Origin of the sequence: Cohnella thailandensis (genome assembly GCF_014212135.1) — a bacterium.
In the GTDB taxonomy this organism is placed as follows: domain Bacteria; phylum Bacillota; class Bacilli; order Paenibacillales; family Paenibacillaceae; genus Cohnella; species Cohnella thailandensis.
The window spans coordinates 350,856-366,375 of record NZ_JACJVQ010000006.1 but is presented as its reverse complement, the minus strand read 5'-3'; the positions used below and the strand labels follow the sequence as shown (position 1 = coordinate 366,375).

The 15,520-nt window shown below is 58.2% G+C and carries 15 protein-coding genes; 1 reads left to right on the top strand and 14 read right to left on the bottom strand.

Annotated elements, in window-relative coordinates; all coding sequences use genetic code 11:
- Positions 1 to 98: 98 nt before the first annotated feature.
- Genes H7B67_RS09635 through H7B67_RS09620 form a run of 4 tightly spaced genes read right to left on the bottom strand, consistent with a single transcriptional unit; the run spans position 99 to position 4,436 of the window.
- Positions 99 to 323 (bottom strand): hypothetical protein, encoded by a 225-nt coding sequence (locus tag H7B67_RS09635; RefSeq protein ID WP_185119581.1) that lies wholly within the window; start codon positions 321 to 323, stop codon positions 99 to 101.
- The gene (gene hydA, locus H7B67_RS09630) at positions 320 to 1,750 is read right to left on the bottom strand and encodes a dihydropyrimidinase (protein ID WP_185119580.1); all 1,431 of its coding nucleotides are present in this window, start codon (positions 1,748 to 1,750) and stop codon (positions 320 to 322) included. Before hydA ends, H7B67_RS09635 begins: the two co-directional genes overlap by 4 nt.
- Before the next feature lies 1 nt (position 1,751).
- Complete coding sequence (preA, locus tag H7B67_RS09625; protein WP_185119579.1) at positions 1,752 to 3,035, bottom strand: NAD-dependent dihydropyrimidine dehydrogenase subunit PreA; 1,284 nt, start codon at positions 3,033 to 3,035, stop codon at positions 1,752 to 1,754.
- Between the two features lie 18 nt (positions 3,036 to 3,053).
- Positions 3,054 to 4,436 carry an NAD(P)-dependent oxidoreductase gene (locus tag H7B67_RS09620; protein ID WP_185119578.1) on the bottom strand — a complete coding sequence of 461 codons (1,383 nt, stop codon included), beginning with the start codon at positions 4,434 to 4,436 and terminating at the stop codon, positions 3,054 to 3,056.
- A 168-nt stretch (positions 4,437 to 4,604) separates the two neighbouring features.
- Between H7B67_RS09620 and H7B67_RS09615 the strand changes: the two genes are divergently transcribed.
- Positions 4,605 to 6,287 carry a PucR family transcriptional regulator gene (locus H7B67_RS09615; RefSeq protein ID WP_185119577.1) on the top strand — a complete coding sequence of 561 codons (1,683 nt, stop codon included), beginning with the start codon at positions 4,605 to 4,607 and terminating at the stop codon, positions 6,285 to 6,287.
- A 134-nt stretch (positions 6,288 to 6,421) separates the two neighbouring features.
- Here H7B67_RS09615 and H7B67_RS09610 read toward each other — a convergent pair whose 3' ends face one another.
- The 10 genes from H7B67_RS09610 to phnC all read right to left on the bottom strand — a co-directional run bounded on the left by H7B67_RS09610 (position 6,422) and on the right by phnC (position 15,478).
- Positions 6,422 to 7,540, bottom strand: coding sequence for an ABC transporter substrate-binding protein (locus H7B67_RS09610; RefSeq protein ID WP_245363149.1), 1,119 nt, complete (start codon positions 7,538 to 7,540; stop codon positions 6,422 to 6,424).
- A gap of 129 nt (positions 7,541 to 7,669) precedes the next feature.
- A complete protein-coding gene (locus H7B67_RS09605; protein WP_185119576.1) occupies positions 7,670 to 8,530 on the bottom strand; it encodes an ABC transporter permease in 861 nt (286 codons plus the stop codon).
- Positions 8,530 to 9,345, bottom strand: a complete 816-nt coding sequence (locus H7B67_RS09600) for an ABC transporter permease (RefSeq protein ID WP_185119575.1) — start codon at positions 9,343 to 9,345, stop codon at positions 8,530 to 8,532. Before H7B67_RS09600 ends, H7B67_RS09605 begins: the two co-directional genes overlap by 1 nt.
- Positions 9,346 to 9,348: 3 nt before the next feature.
- The gene (locus H7B67_RS09595; protein WP_245363151.1) at positions 9,349 to 10,140 is read right to left on the bottom strand and encodes an ABC transporter ATP-binding protein; all 792 of its coding nucleotides are present in this window, start codon (positions 10,138 to 10,140) and stop codon (positions 9,349 to 9,351) included.
- 363 nt (positions 10,141 to 10,503) lie between these two features.
- A complete protein-coding gene (locus tag H7B67_RS09590) occupies positions 10,504 to 10,842 on the bottom strand; it encodes a YrdB family protein (protein WP_185119574.1) in 339 nt (112 codons plus the stop codon).
- A gap of 177 nt (positions 10,843 to 11,019) precedes the next feature.
- The gene (locus H7B67_RS09585; protein ID WP_185119573.1) at positions 11,020 to 12,201 is read right to left on the bottom strand and encodes an NAD(P)/FAD-dependent oxidoreductase; all 1,182 of its coding nucleotides are present in this window, start codon (positions 12,199 to 12,201) and stop codon (positions 11,020 to 11,022) included.
- A gap of 27 nt (positions 12,202 to 12,228) precedes the next feature.
- The gene (locus H7B67_RS09580; protein WP_185119572.1) at positions 12,229 to 12,648 is read right to left on the bottom strand and encodes a DUF1641 domain-containing protein; all 420 of its coding nucleotides are present in this window, start codon (positions 12,646 to 12,648) and stop codon (positions 12,229 to 12,231) included.
- A 489-nt stretch (positions 12,649 to 13,137) separates the two neighbouring features.
- The gene (gene phnE, locus H7B67_RS09575) at positions 13,138 to 13,911 is read right to left on the bottom strand and encodes a phosphonate ABC transporter, permease protein PhnE (RefSeq protein WP_185119571.1); all 774 of its coding nucleotides are present in this window, start codon (positions 13,909 to 13,911) and stop codon (positions 13,138 to 13,140) included.
- Positions 13,908 to 14,708 carry a phosphonate ABC transporter, permease protein PhnE gene (gene phnE / locus H7B67_RS09570; RefSeq protein WP_185119570.1) on the bottom strand — a complete coding sequence of 267 codons (801 nt, stop codon included), beginning with the start codon at positions 14,706 to 14,708 and terminating at the stop codon, positions 13,908 to 13,910. Before phnE (H7B67_RS09570) ends, phnE (H7B67_RS09575) begins: the two co-directional genes overlap by 4 nt.
- Entirely contained in the window at positions 14,705 to 15,478 is a 774-nt protein-coding gene (phnC, locus tag H7B67_RS09565; protein ID WP_185119569.1) for a phosphonate ABC transporter ATP-binding protein, read from the bottom strand. The genes phnE (H7B67_RS09570) and phnC overlap by 4 nt, the downstream gene beginning before the upstream one ends.
- Positions 15,479 to 15,520 lie beyond the last annotated feature (42 nt).

Genomic DNA, 15,520 nt, shown 5'->3' with positions numbered 1-15,520 from the left:
CCCACGCTCTTCCGGCCGACGCTGCGGCTGTTATCGCCCTATATCCGCAACAACCAGAACAAAAAAAAGCGAGGGAGCTCCCCTCGCCTTCAACGAATCTATTGCGCCTTGCCAGCCGCGTTCTGCTGAGCGATGACCAAGTACGACAAGTGCTTCCGGGCATCGGCCGTCCGCAGGACGACCTTCTCCTTCTCCGCTCCTTGCTTGACGAAGATCGCCTCGGCGCCGTCGAGCAGCTCGTTCACCCGGGCGATCAGATAGCCGTTTGCCACCAGTCCCTCGATCGTCTGCTTCTCCGCCGCATATTCGTCGTATGCCGTCACCCCAGACCACCTCCGACCGGATGCTTCTTGACCGGAATGCGGTCCGCCGCCGCGAACCGCTTGCGCTGCAAGTACTGGCCGCTGCCCGCTTCCCCGACATACTGCTTGTCGCGGATGACGAATTCGCCGCGAACGAGCACGGAGACGGGCTCTCCTTTGACTTTCATGCCTTCGTACGGGTTGTAGTCGACGTTCATATGATGCGTCTCCGCCGACAAAGTCCGCTCGACGGACGGGTCGAAAATGACGATGTCCGCGTCGCTGCCGATCGCGATCGTGCCCTTCTGCGGGAACAGGCCGAACAGCTTCGCGCTCGTCGTGGAGATGACGTCCACGAACTTGTTCAGAGTGAGGCGGCCCTTCTCGACCCCTTCGGAATACAGAATCGTGAAGCGATCCTCGATCGTCGGCCCGCCGTTCGGGATCTTCGAGAAGTCGCCGAGCCCGAGGTCCTTCTGCCCCTTGAAGTTGAAGGAGCATTGGTCGGAGCCGACCGTCTGCAGCTGTCCGTTCCAGAGCGCGTCCCACAGCGCCTGCTGGTGGCGCTTCTCGCGAAGAGGCGGCGACCAGACGTACTTCGCGCCTTCGAAGTTCGGCTTCTCCAGCTCCGTCACGTCCAGCACCAGATATTGCGGGCAGGTCTCGCCGAACACCTTCAGCCCCTTGCTCCGCGCTTCGGCGATCTTGTTCACCGCTTCCTCGCAGGTAACGTGCACCACGTACAGCTGGGAGTCCGCCATGCCGGCCAGGTCGGCCGCTCTTCCCGTCGCCTCGCCTTCCAGCACCGACGGTCTTGTCAGCGCGTGGTAGATCGGATCGGTATTGCCTTCCTCCAGCGCCTTGTTCACCAGATAATCGATGACATCCCCGTTCTCGGCGTGAACCATGACGAGCGCGCCTTGCTCCTTCGCCAGAAGCAGAGTCTTGAACAACGTTCCGTCATCCGCCTGGAAAACATTCTTATAAGCCATAAACACCTTCAGAGAGGTGATGCCTTCGTTCTCGATAATGCCCGGGAGCTCCGCCAGTACGCCGTCGTTCGCGTCCGTGATCATCAGGTGGAAGCCGTAGTCGATGACCGCTTTGCCCTTTGCCTTCTCGTGCCATACCTTCACCCATTCGCCGAGGGGCTTCGACTTGTTCGTGATGCAGAAGTCTATGACCGTCGTCGTGCCGCCGAACGCCGCCGCGATCGTTCCGGTCTCGAAGTCGTCCGCCGTCATCGTGCCGCCGAACGGCATGTCGAGATGAGTATGTGGGTCGATCCCGCCCGGGAAAACATAACAGCCCGTCGCATCCACGAGCTCCGCGCCCTCCGATTCCAGATCGACGCCGATCATGACGATGATGCCGTCGTCGATAAGCACATCCCCGAAGAAGGTGTCCGCCGCCGTGACGATCGTTCCGTTCTTGATGATTTTCTTCATCTTATACGACCTCCATCTCTGCCGTGTTTAGAATAGAAAGCGCGCGCTGACGATCGTTCCAGCTCATCGGGGCCAGGCCTTCGTCCACCTCGACCATCTCGATCGCGCCGTCTACCGGGCAGACGATCGAGCACAGGTTGCAGCCGACGCAATCCTCTTCGCGGACGACCAGGATCTCCTTGCCCGAAGCGTCGACCCTCCTCTCGATGCATTGGTGGGAAGTGTCTTCGCAGGCGATGTGGCACTTGTTGCAGTTGATGCAAGTCTCGGTGTCGATTCGGGCGACGACCTTGTAGTTCAGATCGAGATCGCCCCAGTTCGAATATCTGGCGACGGACTTGCCCACCAGCTCCGACACCGACGACAAGCCCATCTCTTCCAAGTAATTGTTCAGCCCGTCGATCATGTCCTCGACGATGCGGAAGCCGTGGTGCATGGCGGCCGTGCAGATCTGCACGCCGGTCGCTCCCATGAGCAGGAACTCGACCGTGTCCTGCCAGTTCGAGATGCCGCCGATGCCCGAGATCGGAACGCCGACCTCCGCATTCCTCGCGCACTCCGCCACCATGTTCAGCGCGATCGGCTTCACGGCCGGGCCGCAATAGCCTCCGTGAGCACCCTTACCCCCGACATGAGGGATCGTGTTCCAGGAGTAGATGTCGACTCCGGCGAGGGAGTTGATCGTGTTGATCATGCTGATTGCGTCGGCGCCGCCCTTGACCGCATGCCGCGCGACGACGGTAATGTCCGTGATGTTCGGCGTCAGCTTCACGATGACCGGCGTCGTGGCGACTTCCTTGACGAAGTACGTCTGCATCTCGACGAGATCGGGCTGCTGGCCGGACGCCGCGCCCATGCCGCGCTCCGCCATCCCGTGAGGACAGCCGAAGTTCAGCTCCAGGCCGTCCACTCCGATCGCTTCGACGCGCTTCACGATCTCGTGCCACTTCTCCCGCTTCGGCTCGACCATGAGCGAGGCGACGACGGCGCGGTCCGGGAATCTTTTCTTCGTCTCGTAGATCTCCTTCAGGTTCACTTCCAGCGGACGGTCGGTAATCAGCTCGATGTTGTTGAAGCCGGCGACCCGCTGCCCGTTAAAGTTGACCGCGGCGAACCGCGAGGACGTGTTGATGATCGGGTCCCCCAGCGTCTTCCATACGGCGCCGCCCCAGCCGGCCTCGAAAGCGCGCTGAACCTGGTAACCCGTATTCGTAGGCGGCGCGGATGCCAGCCAGAACGGATTCGGAGACTTGATGCCCGCGAGATTGATGCTCAGGTCTGCCATCTTCATCATCCTCCTAAATTAAATAGCCACCGAGTTCGTTCTAACCGAGAACCGCTCGCTGATCGCATGAGCCGCTCGCTTGCCTTGTTCGGCAGCGGAGACGACCATCACTTCCCCTTGCCCATTGCCGAAAATAATATCGCCCGCCGCGTACACCTTGGGATTCGACGTCAGCCGGGTGCCCGCGTCGATCTTCACGACGCCCCGGTCGTGCTCCAAGCCAAGCAGCTCAATGAGCGGGGTATGGCGTTTCTGCCCGATCGCGACGACGACGGCATCGACCGGCATCAAGAATTCCGATCCGGGAACCGGAACCGGCGCCCTTCTGCCGTCCTTGCCCTTTTCCGCCGATAGCTCCATCCTTACGCATTCGAGATAAGCGACGCGGCCCGATTCGTCGCCGACGATCCGCTTCGGAGCGGTCAGCCAGCTGAACTCGACGCCCTCCCGCTTCGCGAATTCGTACTCGAAATCGTAAGCGGTCATCTCGTCCTTGGTGCGGCGGTACACCATCTTGACGTTCTCCGCGCCGAGCCGGACCGAGCAGGTCGCCGCGTCGATCGCGGTGTTGCCGGCGCCGATGATGGCGACTCTCGCCCCTTCGAGCGCGAGATCGGGAACGCCCGCCTTCGTTCCTTCGACGAATCGGATGGCATCGTAGACGCCGCTCAGCTCCTCGCCTTCGATTCCGAGAGAAGGAACGTAGCCCATTCCGGCTGCCAGAACGACGGCGTCGTACTGCTCCAGCAGCTCGGAGGCCGGAATGTCCTCGCCGACCTTCACGCCCGTCTTGATCTCGACCCCCAGCTTCTCGACTTGCTCGACTTCCCAGAGCGAGACCGCTTGCGGCAGCCGGAAGGAGACGATCCCGTAGGTATCCAACCCGCCCGCCTTCTCTCTAGCCTCGTAAATCACCACGCTGAAGCCGTCTCTCGCCAGCTCGCGCGCTGCCGACAGCCCCGCCGGACCCGCTCCGATCACCGCGACTTTTTTGCCGATGGACGGACCCGCTTGGAACAACGGCTTCCCCCTCTGAATTGCCCAGTCGGTCGCATAACGCTGAAGCAGCCCGATTCGGATCGGCTCGGAGGCATGGTTCAGGACGCAAGCCCCTTCGCACAGCTCCTCCGTCGGACATACCCGCGAACAGCTCGCCCCAACCGGATTGGAATCCATGATCGTCGCGGCGGCCCCCTTCAGGTTGCCCGTGGCGATTCTCTTGATGAACGACGGGATATTGATGCTCGTCGGACAAGCCTTGATGCAGGGCGCATCATAGCAATACAAACAGCGGTTGGCTTCCTCGGATGCGGCCTTGTACGTCAAACCGGGCTCCGCTTCGGCGAACTGAATCGCGAACTTCTCGGCGGACAGCGTGTTAAGCGATCGGGTGCGTTCCACTTGTCATCCCTCCTGGTTTTTCTCTCTGGCATGAATAGCGAGATTTATTAAAATTTTCAGAAAAACAAACTGGAATATATGGTAAGATAAGTGACATTAACGTGACTGTCTTATCGGATTATCTTATTCAAGACAGCTCGATTTGTTTGGTAAGAGGAGGATCTTGGCATGGACACCGAACGGTTTCTAACCGTAAGAGAAGCGCTGCAACGTCCGTTATTCCGCGACGCTCAGGTCGTCGCCGGGGCGAACGGCCTCGCCCGTCCGATCCGATGGGTGCATATCCTGGAGACTCCCCACTTCGAGATGCTCATTCACGGCGACGAGATGATTCTCACGACCGGAATGGCTTTCCAACTGGACAGTCAATCCTCCGTCAGCTTTCTGGGCAATCTCATCGGGCAGAAAGCAACCTGCTTGTGCATCGAACTCGGCCAATACTTTCAATCGGTTCCCGAAGAGCTCATCCGGCTGGCCGAACGCCATTCGTTCCCGCTTGTCCTGTTTCCGCATACGGTACGGTTCGTCGACATCACCCAAGACCTTCATTCCCTGATCATCAATCGGCACCATCGGATGCTGCAGGAGCTCGAGAGCCTCTCCCGGGAATTCTCGCGGCTGACTCTCACCTCTCAGGCGACGCCCGGCGTTCTCAGGCTGCTTCATCGCAGCACTTCCTCCCAGATCGTTTTCCGTCCGCTTAAAGGCAAGGCGATCTTCTGCCCGAACATGGCGCCCGAGGAACAGGAGCGGCTGCTGACCCTTCTCGACGGCTACTGGGACGAGCTTGCGGAGCTGAAGCCGAATGCGGCCCCCTACGTTCTCGAGCAAGAGAATCGCACCCTCCTTCTGAAGCCCGTCGGAGCCCTGGATCAAACCTGGGCTTTCCTCATCCTGATTTGCCTTCATAAACCGGAGGAATTCGATACCCTGCTGCTGGATTCGGCGTCCATGTCCATCGCGCAGGAACTGCTTCGCACCCGGTACATGGAGGAGCGCAAGCAGTTCTCCGAGAACATCTGGGTCGACGAGCTGTTAAGCGGCCGGCACGAGGACGAGCAGAAGTTAAAGGCGTTGATCGGTCCCGACTTCAAAACGTTAAACGAGATGAGCTACCGGGTCTGCCTGATCGAGATCGAGAACCTGTACGACCTGCACCTGAATCCTTCGGAGAACGAGCTGGACGCGCTTCGATTTCACCTGTCGCTCCTCCTAAGATCCGCTTTCGAGAGATTCTCCTTCCGGCCTCTGATCACGCTGAAGAACAATCGGCTCGCCGTCATCGCCCTGGACCGGAAAGCCAAAGCTCCCGCGAACAGAAGGCTGCAGCAAGCGCTCGATTCCCTCCGGAGCCTGCAGGCGGACGATAAACGGAAGGACCTGAAGCTGATCGTTGGGGTCGGCAAAGCCCATTCGAATCTCAAGCATGCTTTCTCCGGTTACCAGGAAGCGATTCAAGCGTTGTCTCTTCATACCTGTTGCCAAAAAACGGTTCTCTTCTATGAGGAGCTCGGGGTGTTCCAACTGCTGCTGAATCTGAATGACGGCACTACGCTTCAGGGCTTCGTTCGCAACTACCTGGGGCCCATTCTCGACTACGACGAGGCGAAGGGCAGCGAGCTGCTGCTCACTCTGAAAGTCTATCTGGATCACGATGGCTCCAAGCAAATCGCGGCTCAGAAGCTGTTCATCGTCCGCCAATCCCTGTACTACCGTCTTGAGAAAATTTCCGAGCTGCTGGGCGAAGACTTCATGTCTCCCGAGAATCGAATCTCCATTCAAGTGGCGCTTAGAGCCTATCAACTCCTTCATCCGGACAAGTTGGCGGAGAAACGGGCCGCGGCGGAATGAAGCATAGCTCTGCGAATCCTATATTTTATTACCATATTCAAGGTTCGTCCCGACATTCCTGCCATTCTCGCCGATTCTGCTTGCGGGAACGGATGGCCCCGGTTCGGGTGCCATCCGTTCTTGCTTGCCTGAGGTTATTTCGAAGCCATCTCCACGATCTCGTTCGTATACGCCGTCGTCAGATCGGCCGCCTTCGCAATAACGCCGAATTGAAGCGCGATGTCGGCCGTCTGCTTAAAGGCCGCTTCGTCGATATAGCCGAGCTTGGCGAGATCGAAGCCCTCCGGAGCGACCAGCTTGGCGACCTCCTCCATCATCTTCAGCTGGTGATCCTTCGACGTGCTCCCTTCTTCCGCGCTCTTCATGACGATGTCGACGGCGCCGGCCGGATCGGCGATCGCATCCTTCCAGCCCTTCAACGAAGCCCGAACGAACTTGGCCGCCGTCTCTTTGTTCTTGGCCAGCCAATCCTTGTTCGCGAACAGATTGTCTTCGAGCATGGCCACGCCTTCCGCGTTCATGTCGATGACGTTCAGGTCGGTTGCCGGAATGCCTTGCTCCAGCACGACTTGGTATTCGTTGTACGTCATCGCCGATGCCGCATCGAGCTCGCCCGACAGGAATTGGTCCATCGTGAAGCCCTGCTTCGCGAAGCTCAGGTCCTTGTTCGGATCGAGCTTATACTTGTCGAACAAGGCGAGCAGCTCGAATTCGTTGCCGCCCATCCAGTTGCCGACCTTCTTGCCCTTCAGGTCGGCCGGGCCGGCGATGCCGGCGGACTTCTTGGAGACGAGCACGAGACCGCTCTTCTGATAGATCTGGGAAATCTCGACGAGGGGAAGGCCTTGCTCTTGATGGGCCAGCAAGCTCGCTACCCAGTCGATGCCGATGTCGGCCGCGCCGTTCGCGACCTGCTGTTCGGGGACGATGTCCGGTCCGCCCGGAAGGATCTCGACTTCAAGTCCCTCTTCCGCGTAATAGCCCTTCTCCTGGGCGACGAAGTAGCCGGCGAACTGAGCTTGCGGCACCCACTTCAGCTGCAGCTTCACCTTCACCGGATCGGCGGCGGGCGTTTCGCCGGCTGCCGGGCTCGAAGCCGGGGCGGAAGCGGACGGCGACGCGGATTCCGACCCGGACGGAGATGCCGCCGGATCGTTATTGTTGTTGTTGCCGCAAGCCGCCGCCGTCATCGCGAACAGCAGAAGGAAAGCCATGACCCCGGAACGGCGATAAAACCCTCTTTTCCTTTTCATTCGGTTCTCTCTCCCTTTGTTTTTTGAGTAATTGGAACACAGCATGGTTCTGCAAGGTGCGGGTTATATGCGATCGGCAACCAGCTTAGCCAGCGGCTAGGCGGTCGCCGGCTGTGCGGCAATGGAGCGTTACGTTCTCTGAGAAGGATGCCAGCGAATGAAGAGCTTCTCGAGCCTCTCTATCGCGAGATAGAAGATCACTCCGGCGACGGCCGCGAGAACGATGCATGCCCAGCCCAGCGGCATTTTCGCGACCTTGATGGAATTCGAGAGCAGATAACCGAGGCCCCGGGAGGAGAAGAAAAATTCGCCGACGATCGCCCCGATCATGCTCGCCGTCGTGTTGATCTTAAGAGCCGTGAACGCATAGGGAAGACTGTTCGCGATTCGCAGGTAGATGAATACTTCGCGTTTCTTCGCCGCGTAGGAGCGCATTAGATCGAGGGCCAAGGGATCCACGTTATTCAGGCCCTTATGAGCGTTCATCGCCATCGCGGCCATGGTGGTCGCCATGACGATCGCGACGCGGGAGCCGATCCCGTCGCCGAACCACAGATTCATGATCGGAGCGAGCGCCACGATCGGAACGGCGTTCAAGGCGGCGACGAGAAGGATGCCTCCCGAGCCCCATCTGGGCCATAGCGTCGCGACAACCGCGATCAGGAAGCCGGCCGCCGAGCCGGCCAACATGCCGAGAACGGCCTCCGTCATCGTATAACGCGTGTATTCCAGCAGCAGGTCGACGTTGAGGCGGATCGCCTCCCAGATCTTCGAGGGAAGCGGCAGCTGGTACACTTGAAGGTTAAACAGCTTGTGGAAAACTTGATTCTGCCAAAGGAGAAGGAACAGGAGCCCGGCCGCAAGCGGTAGAACCGTCTTCCTCGCTTTGTCCATCGGGAACTTCCGTTTGGAAGGCGCCGGATCGACCTGCGTTCCTGCGGATGCTCCGAGTGCCGGAGCCGCGCCCGTCGCGAGAGAATCTCCTTCCATTAGCGTTCGCCTCCTTGCTTCGCGCGGAGGTCCGGCTGCCAAGGAGCCGCGATCCGTTCGATGACGCTGATCAAGAGGTAGCTCAGAACGCCCAGTACGGCGCCGACGATGACCGTCGACCAGAACATATAGGTATGGGAAGGTCCATAATACAAGTTGCGGAGCATGATGACGCCCACTCCATGCTGCGCGCCCATCAGTTCGACGAGGATCGCGCCCGTCACCGCGAGCGGAGCGGCGATCTTGAGTCCGCTGAACAAGCTCGGCAGCGACGCCGGAAAGCGAAGCTTCCAATAGACGCTCCACGGCTTGGCTGCGTAGGAGCGCATCAGCTCCAAGGCGATCGGCTGCACGCTTCGAAGGCCGCGAAGCATGTTGAGCGAGACCGGGAAGAACGTGATGTAGCCCGCGATCAGAATACGGGAGAGCTTCTCGTCATGGACGATCCCGTAGATGATGGGGGCAAGCCCCAGAATCGGAATCATCTGCGAGGCGATCGCATACGGGAAGGTCAATTGCTCCACCGGCTTCGATACGCTCATCAGAATCGCGAGGACCACGCCCGCGGCGGCGCCAAGCAAGAAGCCCAGGCCCGCGTTGCCGAAGGTTACTTTGCCTTCCTTGAATAGGGTATCCCCGTAATTTCCGAATGTTTGGATAATTTCGTGGACATAAGGGAGCTTGGATTGAGCGAGCGGCACTTCCCTGACCTCCAGGAGGTACCAGGAGAATGCCTCCCACAGAGCAACAAGGGCAATCGCCCACACGAGCGCAGGTTGCCAGCGCCCGTTCGCGAGGAAGCTGCGTCCCTTCATCGGCTACACCCCTTCGAAGCTGTCTCGAATCCGCCCGATCAATCGGAAAAACTCGGGGCTGTTGCGCATCTCCTTCGTTCGCGGCCGCGGGAGGTCGATCTCGACGACGGCCGACAGCCTGCCCGGATGAGGAGAGAGAACAAATACCCTATCGGAGAGAAAAATCGCCTCCGGAATGCTGTGCGTGACGAACACGACCGTGTTCCGAACCGCGCTCCAGATCGATAGCAGCTCCTCGTTTAACCGTTCGCGCGAGAATTCGTCCAGCGCGGAGAACGGTTCGTCCATGAGCAAGATCTCCGGCTCCATCGCCAGCGCCCTGGCGATGGCCACCCGCTGCTGCATCCCGCCGCTCAGCTGCCAAGGATACTTATCCTTGAAGGCTTGAAGCCCGACCAGCTCGAGCAGTTCCATCGCCTTCTTCTCGCGTTCGGCCTTCTTGAGTCCCATGAGCTCGAGAGGCATCGCGATATTCGCCTTCACCTTGCGCCAATCGTAGAGAACCGGGCTCTGAAAGACGATTCCGTACTTCTGCGCAAGCCGCGCCTCCTTGGCCGTCTTCCCCGCCACCGTGACCGTCCCGCCCGTCGGCTCCAGAAGGTCGGCCATGATGCGAAGGAGCGTCGTCTTGCCGCAGCCGGAAGGGCCGAGCAGAGAGACGAACTCTCCCTTGCCGATAGTCAGGCTGACCTGCTGCAGCGCAAGCACTTCGTTGGAATTCGCCCGATAACGCATGCTAACCTGGTCCATCTGGATCTCTGGCATCATCGCCGCAGCTTCGGCAGCCGTCGTCATGCTCATTCCTCCCCGGGTTTGGTCATTGCCGCTGTTCTAAACCTACACAACATAAATGTCATGTAAATGTTATCTTTTTCAAGTTTTAATGTCGTATTTATTTACATGTTACATCCCCACCCTTCCTAAGGCATTAGACAAATAGTAAAATCGAGCCCCTCATTTTCGGTCACTCTGTCTGCACTCGCCCGCTTTCGTTTCTCTGGGCAAAGATTCATGTAATGTTGTCTAACATCATCATTTCGAACCGAAACGCAAAAAAAAATCACACAAGGAATAAGGCCGATCTTCTCTCGAAGATACCTTATCCCCTTATGTGATTTCGTTTGATGCGATTTCGTTTATTTAACGTCTGCACCTTTATCAAAGCTTCATGGTTCGGACAAGAACGAGGTCAACGAAGGCGACGATCAAAAAGATCAAGGCCAGATTGGATTTGCCCGCCGCATGCAGGGACCATCCCGACAACGCGAATACGAGCGCCTGAAGAAGAGTCCTGACCGGGATAGACACGGGAAAATTCGCCTTGGGAGCGACGAAGAGCCCCCAGAAGACAGCGGCTGCAAGCGGCGTCCCGATCCCTAGCAACCAGCCAAAAGCCGCGTTGGGGCCAACCTGGAATCCCCAATAGCCGAAGCCCGCCAACGCGGCCAATTCCACCAGAAAAAGCACCGCCAGGATCACTCCCTGCAAAACGACCATCTTGCCGCCTCCTTGTTAACTAATTACATTAGTTTCAATTTAGCTAATGATATTAGTTTTGTCAAGCGATGCCGGGCGTTTATCAAGCCTTTCTTTTTCGACTACGCAAAAAAGAACCCCCGCTCCAACAAGGCGCCGGAGCGAGGATTCTTCCTCGATTGCTTATGATTCGGATAATCAGTGAGTCAGAGCGAACAGGCCGTGGATGTGGGACAGGTAGCGGATGTTGCTCGCTTCCTTCATCAGCGTTGCGGCAGTACCCTTCAGGCGGGTGCCGTTGCCGCCGATCGTGCCGACCGCGTCCTTGCGGCCCAGGCTTCCGAGCGTGCCGGAGAAGACAGGCTCGAACTTCTCCATCTTGCCGCCCTTGAAGAAGACAGCCAGGTTAGCGCCGACCGTCTCGCCCATCTGCCAAGCCAATTGAGCGGTCGGCGGATAAGGACGAGCGCCTTCGCCCGGAATGACGACCGCGCAGTCGCCCGCGAGGAACACTTCCGGATGCGAAGTCGATTGCAGGAAGTCCGTCACGGAAGCGCGTCCGCGGTTGACTTCGATGCCGGAGTTCGCGACGACAGGGTGGCCTTGAACGCCGCCGGTCCAGATGATCGTGTTGGACTCGAGCACGCGGCCGTCCTTGAGGGCAACCGTGTCCTTCGTCGCTTCCGTGATCGCAACGCCCGTGATGACTTCGACGCCGCGCTTCTCGAGGGAAGCTACCGCGCGGTCGATAAGCTCTTGCGGGAAGATCGGAAGGATGTTCGGACCCGCTTCAACGACATACAGCTTGATGTCGCCGAAGTCGATGCCCTTCTCCTTGCAGATCTCGGGAAGCTTGTCGACGAATTCGCCGACGAGCTCGATGCCCGTCAGGCCGCCGCCGCCGACGACGATCGTCGCGTCCTTCTTGTCGCCGGATTGCTTGTAAGCGTCCAGGCGAGCGAGCACGTGGGTGCGAATGCGGTTGGCTTCTTCCGCGGACTTCAGCGTGAAGCTGTTCTCTTGCAGTCCCGGAATGCCGAAGAACGCCGTCTCGCTGCCCAACGCGACTACGAGCGCATCGTAGGTATAGGAAGTGCCGCTGGACGTAAGAACCTTCTTGTCGTCAGGCTTGATCTCCGATACCGTATCGACGACCAGGTTTACGTTCTTGCCCTTCAGCAGCTTGTTCAGAGGAAGAGCTACCGCGCCTTCCTTAATCGTGCCGCCGGCCAGACGGTGAAGCTCCGTAATGATTTGGTGAGTCGGGTAACGGTTAATCAACGTAATCTGGGCTTCGTTGGCGTTCAGGTGCTTGCGAGCCGTCAGCGCGGACAGCAAGCCGCCGTATCCGCCGCCCAGAATTAGAATATGTTTAGACATTTTCCATCCTCCGTTCTTCGCGAATCGTTATTTAGCTTGCTGTTTCTCGCCCAGCACCGTCAGGAACGCTTGAGTGAAACGAAGCGTCTTCTGCAGCTGCGGGTCCTTCAGAAGCTTGAGCAGGCCGAACAGGCCGACCGTCGCCGTATCGGCTTGAGCGCGGTCTCCGGCTTCGATAGCCGCGGCCGCGATGCCCTTCGTCTTCTCCACGACAGGCTTAACGACTTCCCCAATCCCGTTCGCGAAATCGTTGATCAGCACCTTGTCCGTTGCAACGTTCTGAGCGAAATCGTACGCCTTCGTCAGGAACGTTACCATCTCCGCCAGCTTGGGCAGGTTCTCCACCAGGACGGTAAGGGATTCCTGAACTTCAGGCTTCATCAGTTGATCGAGAACGTCGATCTGTGGCTTCTCAGCTGCAATGGTCTCTTGCGACACTTGTGACATGCAGTTGCATCCTCCTTTGCGTGAATATCCTAATCGGTTACGTTGTTCGGCCCGCGAAGGCAGCGAATCATCACGACACCGCGTCAGGATACATTGTAACATTTTTCACATAAAAACCGCTAGAAGGTCTTCACATAAAAGACGTCAGCATCATGCCCGTTATCGTTCCAGCTCGTCCGCATAAGCAGGTCGAAACTAAACCTTTCTTGTCTATTCTACACCCATTTAATCCAAACATGAAGGGTATTTCTCCGTAAAATACGGTCTTGAGCCTTTAATTTTGTGATTTCTTGCACATTTCACTCAAGGACTGTTTATTTGGAAAAAAATTTATGGCGCATCCTTCCACCTTAGCGTCTTCTCTCGTTCCTTCTTACTATTTCCCGCGGTTCGAACTCGATACTAAGCCGCTGTATGCAAAGAAGAGGCTATCCTCCGCGGCGGCAGCCGCATCGGATAACCTCTCTATCTCGAATATCTAAACTCGAATCAGGCCAATTTCCTGCGAAGATAACCCGAGATCAAATCGATGATCGTGACCATGACGATGATGCCCAGAAGAATAATGCCGACGCGATCCCAGCTGCGGGAGCTCAACGCAAAGATAAGCGGAGTGCCGATGCCTCCCGCCCCGACGAAGCCGAGGATGGTGGCCGATCGGACATTGATCTCGAACCGATACAAGGAGTACGACAGGAACCCGGGAAGAACCTGAGGGATAACCGCGAACCAGAGCACCTGGAGCCGATTGGCTCCCGTCGCGACCAACGCTTCCGTAGGCCCGGAATCCATGTTCTCGACTTCCTCGGCGAAGAGCTTGCCCAGCATCCCGATCGAGTGCAGGCCGAGCGCGAGAGCGCCGGCGAACGAGCCGGGGCCGACGGCCTTCGTGAACAGGATGGCCATGACGAGCTCGGGGAACGTGCGGATAAAGCTGAGCACGAATTTGCCCGACCCGGACGCGGCTTTGGATTTGCCCTTGCGCGAAGCCGACCAGAAAGCGAACGGAATACAGACGATAGCGGAGATGACGGAGCCCAGGATCGAGATCTGAAGCGTCTCCAGCAGGCCTCTCAGCAGATCTTCCCCATCGGGCAAATAAACGTAATCCCAATCCGGCGAGAAAATCCCTTCGAAGATGGAACGGGTGATTTTCCCCGCGGTCGGTTTAATTCCGTTAAATTCGATTCCCGCGAACGTCCAAACATAAATAAGAACGAGGGCGACAACGATCGTCCACCTAAGCCAGATGCGCCTCTTCATAGCAGCTTCTCCCTTAGCTTAGTGCTGATAAAATCGATAACGAGAACGACCGCGAGAGTAAACAGGATGATGCTGTTCGTCTTGTCGTACTCAAGGAAGCCCAGCGTCTTCTCGTAATACAGGCCGATCCCGCCAGCGCCGACCAGACCGAGCACCGCCGCCGCGCGGACATTGATCTCGAACGTATAAAGCACGTAGGACACGTAGTGAGCCGCCACTTGCGGAACGACCCCGAACACGATCCATTGAATCTTGTTCGCGCCGACGGACGTCATCGCCTCCAGCGGACCCGGATCGATCGTCTCCGCGGCCTCGTAGGTCAGCTTGGCGATCAGCCCCACGGAGAACACCGCGAGCGCCAGAATGCCGGGCACGAGCCCCAGGCCGAAGATCGCGACGAAGAGGGCGGCCAACAGCAGGTCCGGAATCGTGCGGATCAGGTTCAAAATGAATCGCGCCGGATAGATGATCCAAGGCGTCTTCACGATGTTGCTCGCGGAGATGACGGCGAACGGAATGGCGATGATGGCTCCGAAGGTCGTACCCGCGATGGCCATCCGGATCGTCTCCAGCATGGCGGGAACGATATTATCGAAGTATTGCCAGTTCGGCGGGAACATCTCTTCGATCAGCTTCCACATCTCCGGAAGGCCGGTGAAGAGCTCCTTGAAGGTGGAATCCGTCTGAACGGCGCTGCCCCATACCATCCACAGGACGATAACGAAGGTCAAGTAGTGCTTGATTCGGCTCGGCTTCTTCGGCAAACGGCTTAATCCGTTGGTTCCCGTGCCGTTCATAGCGCAGCCTCTCCGAGCAGCTCGTCCTTCTTGATCGGACGGCCGTAAATTTCGGCGAACACCTCGTCCGTCGCCTCCGCGACCGGACCGTCGAACACGACCTCGCCCGCGCGCAGGCCGATGATGCGGGTGGCGTACTCCCGCGCCAGGTCGATATAGTGAAGGTTGACGATCGTCGTGATGCCGAGCTCTTGGTTGATTTTCTTCAGGTCGTCCATGACCTGCTTCGTCGTAAGCGGATCGAGCGAGGCGACCGGTTCGTCCGCCAGAATGATCTTCGCTTCCTGGGCCAGAACGCGCGCGATCGCGACCCGCTGCTGCTGGCCGCCGGACAGCTGGTCCGCCCTGATATACGCTTTCTCCAATATGTTAACCCGCTCCAACGCGTTCAGAGCCAGGTTGATATCCTCTTTAGGGAACAAGCCGAGCACCGTCCTCAGGGTAGAGTGATACCCCACTCGTCCGGCCAGCACGTTGCGCATGACCGAGGACCGCTTGACGAGATTGAAGCTCTGGAACACCATTCCGATATCTCTGCGAATGCGGCGGAGCCCGGCTCCGGACGCCTTGGTAATCGACTTGCCTTCGATCAGGATTTCTCCGTCGGTGATCTCGTGAAGGCGGTTAATAGAACGAAGCATGGTGGATTTGCCCGCGCCGGACAGGCCGACGATGACGACGAATTCTCCCTTGCCTATCGTCAGGTTGATCCGGTTAAGACCTTTGGTCCCGTTCGGGTAAGTCTTGGATACGTTGCGGAGTTCGATCACGGTCCATCCGTCCTTTGGCGTAGTTAATAAAAAGCACAGCCA